We start from the raw sequence: 13581 nt of genomic DNA on the forward strand, positions 1-13581 counted from the left end.
TTCTGTTATCAATGGCCGAATGCAACGCTGCCAATGCCAGCGGTGTATCCAGTCGTCTCGACAGCGCGTAACCCACAACCTTGCGACTGCAGGCGTCGAGAATGACAGCAAGGTAGCAGAAGCCAACGGTGATGCGGATATACGTGAAGTCGGCCACCCAGACCATATCGGGCCGCGCCGGGATCACATTACGATATAGGTTCGGGTAGATCGGTGAATCGTGGTTGCTGTCGGTCGTGCGAACATACCGCTTGCGGGGCTTAATCCCGAGGCCATTGGCTCGCATGATCCGAGCGACACGCTTGTGGTTGACCAGATGGCCTCGTCGCTGAAGCTCGTGTGTTATGCGTCGATATCCTTAACAAGGCAGTTCGTCCTGGATGTCCTCGATGATTGCAACGAGTTCGCTGTCGCCGAGATTTAAAGCTTTTGCCGTTGATCGGTAATAGTAAGTGCTTCTTGGAAGATCGATCATTTTGCACCCCCGTCTGACAGAGCAGGCCGGGGACCGGTGATGATGGAGGAGCTCCCGCTGTCGCCGGCGGTCGGCTGACGCGGAGTTTTTTTAACCAGGTCCAGTTCCATGGTGAGTTGGCCGACCTTTCGTTCCAGCGCCGCAATGTGGGCCTCGTACTCGGCGATAACGCTCGCCTCAGCCTCCTCATCGTTCAGTTCGCCGCGATCGAACTGCGTTAGCCACAACTGGATGAGGTTGGCCGAAACGCCGTATGTCCGCTGTGCATCACGGCGTCCGATGACGCCGTTGCGGATATCCTGGCAAAGCTGCAACTTGAACGGCGTGGAATGCCGACGACATGGACCTCGGGACTTCATGAGCCTTCTCCGATTTAGGCCCGCAGAGTGTATCAGTTTTTCCGTGTGCCGTGGTCCAGCCCGAGGGGTTCACTCCATAATTGGCTCAGTTCTGCGTGGAAACCAACACCCCACTTGACTTTTCTCCGATACCTCGCATAACTGGGTAATCGATAACCCGTGGGAGGCGGTGAACTCGTGACAGTTTCGCTTTCTGATATTGCGCAGCGTGCCGGCGTCTCCGTGAAGACGGTGTCAGGCGCTTTGCATGGTGGCTCCGCTCGCATGTCGGATGATACGCGGCAGAAGATAAAATCGATTGCCGAGGAACTGGGCTATGTCACCAATCTTGCCGCTCGCGGGGTGAGGCAGGGCTGGCTTCCTTTGATCGGCGTTGTCTCCGATGGCCTGATCACCTCTCCTTTCGCAACGGAAATCGTTGTTGGCCTTGATGGTGCGGCGCGCAATGCCAGCATGGCCGTCTTTACCATCAATCATAGCAGCGGGCAGATGTTGGGATCGGTGCTCGATGAGGTGCTGCAATTTCGGCCGCGTGCGGTGGCTTACGCGGCCATGTACCATAAGCAGATCGCCCTCCCCGCAAAGCTAGCGCGCGCGGTTCGAGTGATGATCAACTGCCGTGAGGCTGCGGGGCGCGTCACATCGCTGGTGCCGGATGAAGCGCGTGCCGCGCGGGAGATCGTCAGACACCTGCTCGCCGCTGGCCGTCGGCGCATTGCTTTCATCAATCTTCCCGGAATTCTGGCTGGCGCATTGCGCGAAAAGGGATTTCGCGCCGTCCATGACGAAGCCGGCATTGCCCCTTTCGGCGTTTTTCCGGCCGTCAGTGGTGCCATCTACGGCGACGATGTCCCGAGTCTCGTTTCCACGCATATCGAGGATTTTGCACGCTCCGGCGTGCGTCCGGATGCGATCCTCTGTGGCAACGATCGTGTGGCGATGGAGGTCTACGCCGCGCTCGGCCGCGCGCAACTGCGCATTCCTGATGACATCGCGGTCGCCAGTTTCGATAACCAGGCGGAACTCGCGTCGCGGCTTGATCCGCCATTGACGACGATGGCTTTGCCGCACCGTGAGATGGGGCGTCTGGCGATCGAAATTCTTCTCGCCGAGCAACCTGCCCCCCCACATCTGCGTGAGTTGCCTTTTCACCTCGTAGAACGCGCATCTGTCTGAAATTCTGAGTTATATCAAGGAGGAGACTATAATGCATACAACATTGGGTAATCGTTTACTTTCCACTTTTTTTGTCGGCGCGACCGTTTTTGCAATTGCGACCTTTGCTGAAGCGAAGACCGTGATCCATGTGATGCATCAGGGCGACCCGGGCTGGGTCAAAGCCTATGGTGACGTTGCAAAACGTTTCGAACAGGCCAATCCAGACGTCGATATCGAACTTATCTATGCTCCGCATGACGCCTACAACGAAAAATTCAGCGCCGCCGTGATGGCCAAACAGTTACCCGATATCATGGAGCTGGATGCGCCATTCCTCGCCAATTACGCATGGTCTGGCTATTTGCAGCCGATTAAGCCGCTGATCGATCAGGATCTGCTCGATGACATGACGGAATCGAACATTGCACAGAGTACCTACCCGATCGACAAGCAGCTCTACGCCGTCGGCCTGACGGACTCTTCCGTCGTACTCTACGGCAACAAAAAATATCTCGAGGCTATCGGCGCCCGTATTCCCAAATCCGTCGATGACGCCTGGACCCGCGAGGAGTTTGAAGGCTACCTCGAAAAGCTTTCCAAGCTTGAGGGCGTCAAATGGCCGATCGACGCGTTCCGCGGCTACGGCATCAAGACCGAGTGGATCACCTATGCCTATGGCCCGTCAGAGCGGCGGACCCAATTGGAATTCCAAACGGCAATGGCCACTGCTATTCGTCACGGCGCCATCACGCATGCTTTCCAGCCATCATTCGCGTGCCAAGGCTTCTATTGGGTCCAGCTTTGCCGCGTTGCGGGCAGGAAGGAAGCCGAAGACAATTCCGATCAGGGTGGAGCAGGCAAAGGCCACAATGATAGAGCCCGAAGAGAAGATCATTTTGAAGTCGGGGCTCAGCAAATTGAATAGAGCGCTGATCCCGAGGGCGAGCATCACTCCCATGAAGCCGCCGACAAGGCAGACCAAGACGGCCTCGATCAGAAACTGGGAGAGGATATCGCTGCGGCGCGCGCCAACGGCCACACGAACGCCGATCTCCTTGGTGCGCTCGGTCACGGACACCAGCATGATATTCATCACGCCGATGCCGCCGACGATCAGCGAGATCACGGCGACTGACGAAATCAGCAATGTCAGGGTTTGCGTGGTGGTCTCGATAGTCTCGCGAATGGTCGCCGAGTTGGTGAGGAAGAAGTCTTTGGCGCCATGCCGCCGCTCGATAAGGCGCGAAACTGCGGCCTCGACATTGCCCGGGTCGACATCGTCCCTGATACGGACCGTAATGCCGACGACGTTCGGACGACCCAGCATGCGGCCCATGACGGTTGTGTAGGGCGCATAAACGGTCAACGTATCAACCGCCGGGCCGGAGGAGTTTTCCTGTTTCGTCACGCCTGTGACCCTCGCCGGCATTGTGCCCAGAAGGATGACCTGCCCCACCGGGTTTACCCGGTCTGGAAACAGGTCTCGCGCAGCGTTTGCATCGATCACCACATTCTGGCTGTAGGCGGTAACGTCCTGGGCGTCGAACAGTTGTCCATGCGCCAGCTCAAGGCCCCGTACACGGAAAAAGTCGGCGCCAACGCCGGTGACTGACGCATTGACGGCCACGGCGGCGCGCTTGACAGTTACGCTCGTCGTTACGGTTGGTGTCACGCTGTCGACATAGGGCTGGTTCACCAGCGCTTCTGCATCGGCGGGAACCAGCGTCCGTATCTTGCCCGCTTCCAGATCGCCGAAGCCTTTACCCGCCCGCACCTCGATCGTGTTGGTGCCGAGCGAACTGATACTGCTGAGGATTTGTTGCTGCGAGCCGGCTCCCAGTGCCGAGATAGCCGCCACCGAGGCGATACCGATGATGATGCCGAGCATGGTCAGAAGCGAGCGCATCTTGTGCGCCCATATTGCTGCGCCCGCCATACGAAAGGCCTCAGTCATCCGGTCAATCGCACCACGCCAGCCAGCGCCCGGCGCGTGCTCGCGGATGGGACGCGCCGTCGCGGCGGATTTGGATACATTGCGCTCGTCGGAAATGATAACACCGTCGCTGATCTCGACAACCCGATCCGCATGCTCGGCGATCTTCTTGTCGTGAGTGACGAGAATGATGGTGTGCCCTTCGGCGTGAAGCTCGCGCAGGATCTTCATGACTTCGGCGCCACTGTGCGTATCCAGCGCTCCGGTCGGTTCGTCGGCCAGAATTATCTCGCCGCCATTCATCAGCGCGCGGGCGATCGACACCCGCTGCTGCTGGCCGCCCGAAAGCTTGCCCGGGATATTGCCCGTCCGCTCGGCGAGCCCCAGCCGGGTCAACAAGTAGATCGCTCGCTTGTGCCGGTCGGATCGGCTGCGTCCGGCATAGATGGCCGGCACCTCGACGTTGCTGGCCGCGCTGAGATCGCCAAGCAGATGATAACGCTGGAAGATGAAACCAAAACGCTCACGGCGTAGCGCGGCCAGTTCGTCCACGGACATCCTCGAGGTCTCGCGCCCTTCGATCCAGTAGCTGCCGTCCGTCGGACGATCGAGGCAGCCAAGGATGTTCATCAGCGTCGACTTGCCGGAGCCAGACGCACCTATAATGGCCATCATCTCGCCGGCCTCGATGTCGAGATCAACGTCTTTCAGCACCCGTACCATCTCGTCGCCTGCGGGGAAAGCGCGGGATACCCCACGTACGCGGATCAGTGGTTCCGTCATAGCGCGCCCTACCGCTTCGCCGCGGCCAGTTGAGCCTGGCCATCCGTGCGTTCGTCGGTGGATGCTCCCAGGACGATGGTCTCGCCGGCCTGAAGACCGCCAAGGATTTGGATGTTCGCGCCGTTATCGATGCCGACCTGGACCTGCCGGATCTGGACCTCGCCCATCGCGTCCAGTATGCGCACACGCGCCGTATCGCCGGCCCGGGGCGCCCCTTCCACTGCACTGAGCGGAACCAGCACGGCGCCGCTGACGCGGCTCAAGACGATGGACACCTGCGCCGTCATGGAGGGCCGCAGGACCCCGTCCGCATTCGCCACGTCGATCAGCCCGGTGTAATAGACCGCACCGTTGGTTGAGCCAATCCGGCTCGCAGCGGCGTTGCTCTCGTTGGCGATGGAAGCCGGGGCCGGTTCCACCTGTCGCAACTCCCCATCGAACCGGCGCTTCGGATCGCCAAGAATGCTGAACCAGACCGGCAGGCCTCGTCGCACACGCACGACGTCAGCCTCGGAAATGTCCGCGCGTACCGTCATTGTGTCCAATCGCGCGATCATGACGATGGTCGGCGCAGTCTGCAGGGCATTCACGGTTTGACCCTCGTCAGTGACGATCGCGACCACAGTGCCCGCGATTGGAGCAGTGATACGCGTATAGTCCAGTTCTATACCCGCAGACTCCAGCGCGACCTGCGCTTGGGCGACCTGGGCGTCCAGCGATTGAACCTCAGCCCGCGCGCTGTCTCGCGTCGCAACCGCGGCGTCATACTGGGCGCGCGGCGTGGAACCACCTGCCAGCAGGTCACGCTCACGCTCGAAATCCTTCTCGGCTTTCACCAGACCGGCGCGGCGCGCGGCGTGAACGGCGCGGATGTTGGCCAAAGCGGCCTCGCGGTCCCGCAAGGTGTTGCGCCGGGTCTGGGAATCGATCTCGGCCACCAATTGGCCCGCCTCGACGATGTCACCGATCTTGACAGCAAGATGCTCAATGCGTCCCGACGCCTGGGCGCCGACCCGCACCAGCTCGAGCGGTTCGAGAACCCCGGTCGCCAGCACCACCTCTTCAATGTCACCCGTTCGCGCCTGCGCCGTCACCAGTTCAGGCTTCGCCGGCGAACGCAGAAACAGAAGCCAGACGCCCAGCAAACCGACAAGGGTTACCGCCGACAGGATGAGACGCTTGCGGGTGATGTTTCGTGTCATTTAGTCGTGGCCCATGCTATGAAATTTGCGGGCTTTCTCTGTCACGAGAGTTACCTGAAAATTACGGGGAGCCGTCGTCGCGGCTGCTCCGTTTGGCATGCACCGTAAAATCAACCGATCGGCAAAGCGTGTTTGCAGTATGGGTGGCGTGCCAGAGATTGCCCGCCACATATCAGGCGATCGCGGCCGTGCCCAGCCAACGCCGACGGATACGGATGCCCTGACCCCTTAGCGCAGGCACCGGCCGCTACCGACGCTGGGAAATGCGCTTCTCGCGCCAGCGCACGGCAAATGTGCTGCCCTTGCCTGGAGCGGACGAAAGCTCAACGTAGCCGCCGTGACGGGTCACGATCTCATTGACCATGCTGAGACCGAGGCCCGCGCCTGAGCCGTGAGGGCTGACCCGGTAAAACGGTTCGAATATGCGCGATTGCTTATCGCCGGAAATTCCGCAACCCTGATCGGCGACCATCACGCTACCGTCAGCCTCAATGCTCACTGATATCTGTCCTCTTCCGCCTCCGTACTGGACTGCATTACGGACCAGATTGACGAATGCACGCTCCAAAGCTTCGGCATCACCCGGAACGAACAGATCTTCCGCATCGCTGTCGAACGAAATCTCGTAGCCTTCAGAGATCGCCAGGGGAGCAAGATCGGCAACCACCTTCGACACAACGCTGTTGAGATCGACAGGTGCGTTCTGCTGGGGCTTCTGTCGGTACTTCTCGGTGTCGAGAAGCTGGTTCGCGATCGCTGTCAGTCGCTTGATGGCCGTCTGCAGGTGGGTCTTGTCAGAACTTGGTGAAAGCGTATCAATCCTCACCTGCAGGACAGCGATCGGCGTTCGAAGTTCATGCGCCGCGTTGACGAAGAAGCGCTCCGTCGCCTCGAAGCCGCTATCGAGACGACGCAGCGCCCTGTTGATGTCGCGCACCAGGCGAAGCACTTCATTGGGCAAACCCCGCTCTTCCACCAAGGCGCCACGTGTGTCGAGATCGATCCTGTCGAGACGCGTGGTCAGGTCGCTGAAGGATCGCAAAGCCCAGCGTGTGACAAACGGAGCGCCAATGAGCGAAATGGCGACGAGGATCAGCGCCGGAATACCGATGGCAAGGTTCCCCAGCAGCACGGTCACACCATATTGAGACATCGGAACACCGCCAGCAAAGATCGTCGCCTCACCGGCCTGGGTGTCGAAACGCTCCATGCGGCCCACACTCAACGGATCATCCAGATCGCCATGAAGTTCGACACTTCTGAACGTCCGCAAGAATGGCATGTTATCGGCAATTTTCCCGGGAGGCACGCCATGTGCCAAAACGATATCTTTGCCCAGGTCTGCCACGAACCAAAGGTTAGGCGAGTCTTCCATAATCTCTCTAAGTTCAGCCGTCGGCATCAGACTTGCTCGGCCATTCGGCTCGAGACGGACTGAATCTGCGATTTCCTGAGACAGCCAGATGGACGTGATCGCCACATCGGGCTTGAGGCCGGAAAGGAGATAGAAAACCAGACTGAGCGAGGCGATGACCGCACAGAGCTGCAGGACAATAAAACCGAAAGTGAAACGCCAGCGAAGGGAGGTGCTGGTCATCCTATTGCTGCTCATGAAGATAATAGCCTATGCCTCGAATGTTTTTGATAACGATGTTGGCCTCCGCTTCGCCAAGCTTTCGGCGCAGCCGCGACATGTTGGATTCCAGTGAGTTCGACTGGATCTCATCGTCAAAGGAATAGACCTGACCCTCAAGGGACGAGCGCAACACGGTCCGACCACGGTTTCTCAGAAGCGTCTCGATGATCAGCAGTTCCCTGCGGGTGAGCGCAAGCCGGACGCCATCGACATGTACATCGCATGACACACGATTGTAGGTAACGTTGCCGGCAGCCAGGAGGGACGATCCCGTTGTCGGAGCCCTCCTCAGCACAGCGCTCATTCTCGCGACCAGTTCGGGGATTTCGAAGGGCTTCGGTAAATAATCATCAGCGCCGTCATTCAGCCCGGATATTCGCTCGTCGGTGGACCTCAGAGCCGAGATGATGATCGATCGCGTGTTTGAACCTGCGCCACGCAAATCCGCAAGGAAGGTACTGCCATCACCATCAGGCAGTTGCCGGTCGATAAGGACGATATCGTAGTCCGCCATGGCGATTGCTTCGCGCGCCGTTGCCAGATCCCCAACGGCATCAAGGACAATGCCATGCTGCGAGAGGGCCACCCTCAAGGCATCCGTCATTTCTGGATCGTCTTCGATAAGTAGAAGTTTCATAGGCGCCTACTCAGTCAAGTCGGACTATCGTTCCGATATTTCTACAGCAAAACGACGGCCGGTGGTCGAGATAAACTCCACGTTCGTGACGTCCTGACCGTCAGATTACCGGATGTCAAAAACCTGGTGTGGACGCTAAGGGAGAAGAGCCGGAGTTCCTCGGCATCACTCTCGCCTTTAACGGGCGGCAGCCGGCTGCAATCTTTAGCGGCAGCGACCGTAATAATCCCGGTATCTGCAGCTGTAGTCGCGGTGATCCCGACGTTCCCAGCGGTCGCGGCGGCTCCTGTCGTTCCGTTCGCTGATGTTGCCTATCACAGCGCCACCCGCGCCGCCTGCGGCGGCTCCCACTGCGGCGCCTTCCCAAGTACCGCTTGCCAACCCACCAATGATGGCGCCGCTTGCCGCCCCAATGCCGGCGCCCTTTTCCGTCTGGCTGCAGGCGGTCAGTGCCACGCAAACAAGTACGCCCGAAATGATCTTTTTCATGTCTGTCCTTTCGTTCACCGCCACTGCGGCCATCCATCGACCGTTGAGGCAGAGACGTATGACCGCCGAAAATTACGGGGAAGTTACGCAGAACCGGCGCCATCGACACCTTTCGAAAGAGCAAATCCCTGTCGGCCGCGCGTCTTGGCGATCACCCACTCTCAGGGGTGACCGCCGCCCATTCATGGGCCCTGGACTGTCACTGTTCTTCACTACGTTTCAGGACGAGGGCCGAAAGACGATATGCAGTCCCTCGCCAACGTTCTTGCGGCCTGACCGAGGGACTAATCTACTGATTTGCGCGCTTTACCCTGGATTGACGACCGTCAATCAGGAGGTCTCGTTCGAACTACAAGGCTTTGATCAACGCCGAGTGGTCTTTGTCGCCCAGGCCTTTTTCCAGCGCGCCATTCATCAACTGTTGAACCATCGCGGTGTTGGGCAGCATAAGCTCCAGCAGACGCGCCGACTCAAGCGCGAGCGATATGTCCTTGTGATGCAAACTTATGCGAAAGCCGGGCTCGAATGTTTCGTTGATCATCCTTTCGCCGTGAACCTCCAGTACGCGGGACGCGGCAAAGCCACCCATCAACGCCTTGCGCACGATGGAAGGGTCCGCTCCGGCTTTATTCGAAAAGCGAAGGGCTTCCGAAACGGCCTGAATATTCAGGGCGACAACAATCTGGTTGGCGACCTTTGCAACCTGCCCGTTTCCCACGTCTCCGATCAAGGTGATGTTCTTGCCCATCTTCTCAAACAGCGGCCTTGCGCGCTCGAAAATATCCGGTTTACCGCCGACCATGATGGTCAGCGACGCCGCTTTGGCGCCAACTTCACCGCCCGACACCGGCGCGTCGAGATAATCGCATCCCAGCGCCTCGATACGGGCGGCAAAATCCTTCGTCGCAATCGGTGAAATCGAGCTCATGTCGATGACGAGCTTTCCCGCATCAAGGCCGTGCGCGACGCCATCATCACCAAACAAAACTGCTTCCACATCGGGCGTGTCCGGCAGCATCAAAATCACGATTTCGGCGCTGCGCGCCACTTCTGTAGCTGAACCGCAGGCCCTCGCACCGCTTTCCAGGAGGTGGTTCGACACGGGTTTGACCCGGTGAAGATAAAGCTCATGTCCGGCATCGATCAGATGCTGCGCCATCGGGCGGCCCATGACGCCCAGTCCGATAAATCCTATTTTCATGGCTCAATCCTCCTGTTGATATGCTTTCAACCAGCCAAGACCTGCGCTGGTGGTCGACGCCGGTCGATATTCGCAGCCGACCCATCCTTCGTAACCAAGTTCATCCAGGCGCTTGAAGATGAAATCGTGGTTGATCTCGCCCGTCCCCGGCTCATGACGTCCGGGATTATCGGCGATCTGAACGTGGCCGATTCTGTCCTGCAGGCGCTCGAAGGTCGTGACGAGATCGCCCTGCATGATCTGCATGTGGTAGAAGTCATACTGTATCAGCAGGTTGGAATGCCCGACACGGTCCATGATCCGTTCGGCCTGATCGGTGTTGGTGACGAAATATCCGGGTATGTCGCGGGTGTTGATGGGCTCGAAGACAAGGGCAATTCCGGCATCCGCCAGACGTCGCGCGGCGTGCCCGAGATTGCCGACGAGCGTGTCTTCCAGAATCTGCGGATCGACGCCGGGCGGTTGAATACCGGCCAGACAATTGATCTTTCGGCATCCCAGAATTTTTGCATAGCGGATCGCCGTTTCCACGGACGTCTCAAATTCGGAGACCCTGTCCGGCAGGCAGGCAACGCCGCGCTCGCCTGCGGCCCAGTTGCCGGGCGGCAGGTTGAACAGGGCCTGCGTCAGATTGCACCTCCTGAGCTCCGCTGCAATCGTCTCCGCCGCCTCCTCGTAGGGGCTGACATATTCGACTGCCGCAAAACCATCGGCAGCGGCAGCGGCAAACCGTTCCATGAACGGATGTTCGGTATAAAGCATGGACAGATTGGCGGCGAATTTCGGCATCGGGAATGACCTCAAACTTGGTCTGCGCGCAGGCGGTGCAGCATGCGCTTGTTGCGGGGGTCGGGGTTCGGAACAGAAGAGATCAGTCGCTTGGTATAGGGCTGCGAGGGCGTGGTGCAGATGGTTTCCGCATCTCCGATCTCGACGATCTTGCCTTTGTGCATGACGGCGACGCGGTCGCAGAAATAGCGCACCACCGAGATATCGTGCGAAATGAAGATGAAGCTGAGATTGAGCTGCTTTTGAATGTCGAGCAGCAAGTCGAGGATCTGGCTTCGGATCGACACGTCGAGAGCCGAAGTCGCCTCATCGGCGACGATGACCTTCGGGTTGACGGCGAGCGCTCTTGCAATCCCGATCCGCTGGCGTTGGCCACCGGAAAAGGCATGCGGGTATCTTTCCATCGCCAAGGGATCGAGCCCGACCTTTTGCAAAAGTTCGGCAACGCGGGTCTCCACCGCTTTGCCGGGCATGCCACCGGCGATGACAAGAGGATCTCCGATGATCTGCTTTACCGTCATACGGGGGTTGAGCGACGCAAATGGGTCCTGAAAGATAAAACGCACATCCTGGTGGTAGCGGCGCAAATCCACTTTGCTTAGTGTGGTGACGTCCATCGGGGCAGCATCCGGGCGTCCGCGATACGCAATTTTGCCGGAGCTCGGCTCAACGATCCGCAGTATCATTCGCCCTAGTGTGGTTTTGCCCGATCCGCTTTCGCCGACAATGCCGAGATTTTCGCCGGCAAATAGGTCAAGACTTGCATCGTCCACCGCCACCAGCCCACGACCACCGCCGCGCGAAAACAGTCCGGACGGCGCGCCGTAGACTTTGGAAAGATTGCGCACTGACAGGATCGGAGCCACGTTGGCCGTCAGCGACGCCGGCAGCGTGCGCGTTGCTGCGCCGCTCTCGAGCTTGACCGTCGCTTCCAGAAGTTGCCGTGTGTAGGGATGCTGACTGGCGTGGAAAATCTCGTCCACCGGCCCTTTTTCGACGATCTTGCCAAAACGCATGACGGCGACCTCGTCCGCTACTTCGGCAACGATGCCCATGTCGTGGGTGATGAGGAGCATCGCCATGCCGCGCTCCACCTGCAGCCGCTTGATGAGATCGAGGATTTCGGCCTGCGTCGTCACATCCAGCGCCGTCGTCGGCTCATCGGCGATCAGAACTTCCGGGTCGCAGGCCAGCGCCATGGCAATCATCGCTCGCTGGCGCATTCCGCCGGAAAACTCGAAGGTGTATCTGTCGGCCATCACTTCCGGCTGCGGTATCTCCACCTGGCGCAGCAGTTCGATACATCGCTCCCGAGCCTGTCTCTTCGACACGCGGCGATGCAAACGCACGGCTTCGATGATCTGTGAGCCGATGGTGTGGACCGGCGACAGCGAACTCATCGGTTCCTGAAAAATCAGGCCGATCCGTCCACCGCGAATGGCCAGAACCTCGCGACTGCTTACGGCAAATTTCGCGATATCGACTGGTCCCTTGGGCCCATCGAGAACGATCTGGCCGCCTGTCATCTGTCCGGGCTTGTCGATGATCCGCATCAGGGCGCGGGCGGTCACTGATTTGCCTGAACCGCTTTCCCCTACCAGCGCAAGCGTCTTTCCGCGTTCAAGGTTGAAACTGACATTGCGAACGGCATGGAGCACATGGGTTCTGAGATGGAAATCGATGGACAGGTCTTTGACCGCCAGCAAGGTTTCGTGCTTCGTCATCTCACTTCCTTTCAGCTATCGTAAGGGTCGGCTGCATCGCGCAGGCCATCGCCAAAGAAATTGAAGGACAGAACCGCCAGGACCACTGCAAGGCTCGGCCAGATCAGCAACCATGGCGCCGTGGCAACTGTCCGCACGTTCTGGGCATCCTGCAACAGCACACCCCAGCTGACGACCGGTGGTTTCAGACCGACCCCAAGAAACGACAGCGAAGTTTCAGCGACGATCATGGTCGGAATGGCAAGTGTCACCACCGCCAGAATGTGGCTGGTAAGTGATGGAAGGATGTGGCGGAATATGATCCGCCTTTCCCCTGCACCGTCCAGCCGGGCAGCCGTCACGAAGTCATCGCCGCGCAGCGCGAAGAATCGTCCCCGCACCTCGCGTGCCAAACCCGTCCAGCTCAGAAGGGAAACAATCAGAGTTACGACAAAATAAACCGAAAGCGGTGACCAGCTTAGGGGAATGGCAGCGGCCAGCCCCAACCAGAGCGGAATGGTCGGCATGGCGCTCACAATCTCGATGATACGCTGGATGAGGGTATCGACCCAGCCGCCGTAGTAACCAGAAACCGCACCCATCACGACGCCGAGCGTCAGCGAAATGGCAACGCCGACAAGGCCGATGGACATGGAGACGCGGGTTCCATAAATCAGGCGGCTCATGAGGTCTCGTCCGAGCCGGTCCGAACCCAACAGATACATCGGATCGCGGGCGTCAAGCGGCCCGACCAGATGCCTTTCCATCGGGATGATGCCCCACAGCTTGTAAGGCGCCCCTTTGACGAAGAATCCGATAGGAATGATTTTCGTGTCGTCGACTACGAAGCTGCGGCGGAGGGCTTTGGGCTCGATCTCGATCTTGTAGCCCTTCACGTGCGGCAGAAAGCGGGAACCGCCATCGGCAGCCGGCGCAAATAAAGCGATGCTTTGCGGCGGCGCAAAGGTATATTGCGGGCGCGAGGTGTTCGGCAGGCCCGGTGCAAGGAACTCGGCAAAGGCACCGATGAAATAGAGCAACAGAATGATGCCCGCAGCAAATGCTGCGACCTTGTGGCGGAAGAAGCGCTGGCGAATGAGCGTCCATTGCCCTGCAGCCTCGAGGCTTACTACCTTGCGCCCGGACTTCAGAGGGCTGATGGCGGGGCCGGTTTCCAGCGCGATGGTGGGGTTCTGGTTGATCGACATGGCCACCC

The 13581-nt window shown here is 59.1% G+C and carries 12 protein-coding genes and 1 pseudogene; 2 read left to right on the forward strand and 11 right to left on the reverse strand.

Annotated features, from left to right (window positions below; genetic code table 11):
* Positions 1–346 (reverse strand): DDE-type integrase/transposase/recombinase (locus tag ACUTJJ_RS12815; RefSeq protein ID WP_445542430.1); only part of this gene is annotated, 346 nt, incomplete at its 3' end.
* A 125-nt stretch (positions 347–471) separates the two neighbouring features.
* On the reverse strand, positions 472–834 hold the full coding sequence (locus tag ACUTJJ_RS12820) for a transposase (protein WP_445542415.1): 363 nt from the start codon (positions 832–834) through the stop codon (positions 472–474).
* Positions 835–1011: 177 nt separating this feature from the next.
* On the opposite strand from ACUTJJ_RS12820, the gene ACUTJJ_RS12825 reads away from it, so the two are divergent.
* Both ACUTJJ_RS12825 and ACUTJJ_RS12830 read left to right on the forward strand, forming a co-directional pair.
* Positions 1012–2010, forward strand: coding sequence for a LacI family DNA-binding transcriptional regulator (locus ACUTJJ_RS12825; protein WP_209090413.1), 999 nt, complete (start codon positions 1012–1014; stop codon positions 2008–2010).
* A 43-nt stretch (positions 2011–2053) separates the two neighbouring features.
* Positions 2054–2674 (forward strand): annotated as a pseudogene (locus tag ACUTJJ_RS12830) (extracellular solute-binding protein); the annotation flags it as partial.
* A gap of 84 nt (positions 2675–2758) precedes the next feature.
* Here ACUTJJ_RS12830 and ACUTJJ_RS12835 read toward each other — a convergent pair.
* The 9 genes from ACUTJJ_RS12835 to ACUTJJ_RS12875 all read right to left on the reverse strand — a co-directional run bounded on the left by ACUTJJ_RS12835 (position 2759) and on the right by ACUTJJ_RS12875 (position 13573).
* Positions 2759–4708 carry a MacB family efflux pump subunit gene (locus tag ACUTJJ_RS12835; RefSeq protein WP_209090414.1) on the reverse strand — a complete coding sequence of 650 codons (1950 nt, stop codon included), beginning with the start codon at positions 4706–4708 and terminating at the stop codon, positions 2759–2761.
* Positions 4709–4716: 8 nt separating this feature from the next.
* Positions 4717–5910: an efflux RND transporter periplasmic adaptor subunit gene (locus ACUTJJ_RS12840; RefSeq protein WP_209090415.1), complete on the reverse strand. Its 1194-nt coding sequence runs from the start codon at positions 5908–5910 to the stop codon at positions 4717–4719.
* 247 nt (positions 5911–6157) lie between these two features.
* Entirely contained in the window at positions 6158–7507 is a 1350-nt protein-coding gene (locus ACUTJJ_RS12845) for a sensor histidine kinase (protein WP_445542416.1), read from the reverse strand.
* A gap of 1 nt (position 7508) precedes the next feature.
* Entirely contained in the window at positions 7509–8183 is a 675-nt protein-coding gene (locus ACUTJJ_RS12850) for a response regulator (protein WP_209090418.1), read from the reverse strand.
* Between the two features lie 204 nt (positions 8184–8387).
* Positions 8388–8672 (reverse strand): YMGG-like glycine zipper-containing protein, encoded by a 285-nt coding sequence (locus ACUTJJ_RS12855; RefSeq protein WP_445542417.1) that lies wholly within the window; start codon positions 8670–8672, stop codon positions 8388–8390.
* Positions 8673–9021: 349 nt separating this feature from the next.
* Entirely contained in the window at positions 9022–9873 is an 852-nt protein-coding gene (locus ACUTJJ_RS12860) for a 2-hydroxy-3-oxopropionate reductase (RefSeq protein WP_209090422.1), read from the reverse strand.
* A 3-nt stretch (positions 9874–9876) separates the two neighbouring features.
* Positions 9877–10662, reverse strand: coding sequence for a 2-oxo-tetronate isomerase (gene otnI, locus ACUTJJ_RS12865; protein ID WP_209090424.1), 786 nt, complete (start codon positions 10660–10662; stop codon positions 9877–9879).
* Positions 10663–10673: 11 nt separating this feature from the next.
* The gene (locus ACUTJJ_RS12870) at positions 10674–12386 is read right to left on the reverse strand and encodes an ABC transporter ATP-binding protein (RefSeq protein WP_445542418.1); all 1713 of its coding nucleotides are present in this window, start codon (positions 12384–12386) and stop codon (positions 10674–10676) included.
* An 11-nt stretch (positions 12387–12397) separates the two neighbouring features.
* Positions 12398–13573: an ABC transporter permease gene (locus ACUTJJ_RS12875; protein ID WP_044459313.1), complete on the reverse strand. Its 1176-nt coding sequence runs from the start codon at positions 13571–13573 to the stop codon at positions 12398–12400.
* Positions 13574–13581 lie beyond the last annotated feature (8 nt).

The sequence above is a fragment of the Agrobacterium sp. DKPNP3 genome (assembly GCF_052686535.1).

Excerpts from the sequence above, each read along its gene's own strand:
- otnI (WP_209090424.1), bottom strand. The coding sequence starts at position 10,662 with ATGCCGAAATTCGCCGCCAATCTGTCCATGCTTTATACCGAACATCCG.
- ACUTJJ_RS12820 (WP_445542415.1), bottom strand. The coding sequence starts at position 834 with ATGAAGTCCCGAGGTCCATGTCGTCGGCATTCCACGCCGTTCAAGTTG.
- ACUTJJ_RS12850 (WP_209090418.1), bottom strand. The coding sequence starts at position 8,183 with ATGAAACTTCTACTTATCGAAGACGATCCAGAAATGACGGATGCCTTG.
- ACUTJJ_RS12845 (WP_445542416.1), bottom strand. The coding sequence starts at position 7,507 with ATGACCAGCACCTCCCTTCGCTGGCGTTTCACTTTCGGTTTTATTGTC.
- ACUTJJ_RS12870 (WP_445542418.1), bottom strand. The coding sequence starts at position 12,386 with ATGACGAAGCACGAAACCTTGCTGGCGGTCAAAGACCTGTCCATCGAT.
- ACUTJJ_RS12840 (WP_209090415.1), bottom strand. The coding sequence starts at position 5,910 with ATGACACGAAACATCACCCGCAAGCGTCTCATCCTGTCGGCGGTAACC.
- ACUTJJ_RS12875 (WP_044459313.1), bottom strand. The coding sequence starts at position 13,573 with ATGTCGATCAACCAGAACCCCACCATCGCGCTGGAAACCGGCCCCGCC.
- ACUTJJ_RS12855 (WP_445542417.1), bottom strand. The coding sequence starts at position 8,672 with ATGAAAAAGATCATTTCGGGCGTACTTGTTTGCGTGGCACTGACCGCC.
- ACUTJJ_RS12860 (WP_209090422.1), bottom strand. The coding sequence starts at position 9,873 with ATGAAAATAGGATTTATCGGACTGGGCGTCATGGGCCGCCCGATGGCG.
- ACUTJJ_RS12835 (WP_209090414.1), bottom strand. The coding sequence starts at position 4,708 with ATGACGGAACCACTGATCCGCGTACGTGGGGTATCCCGCGCTTTCCCC.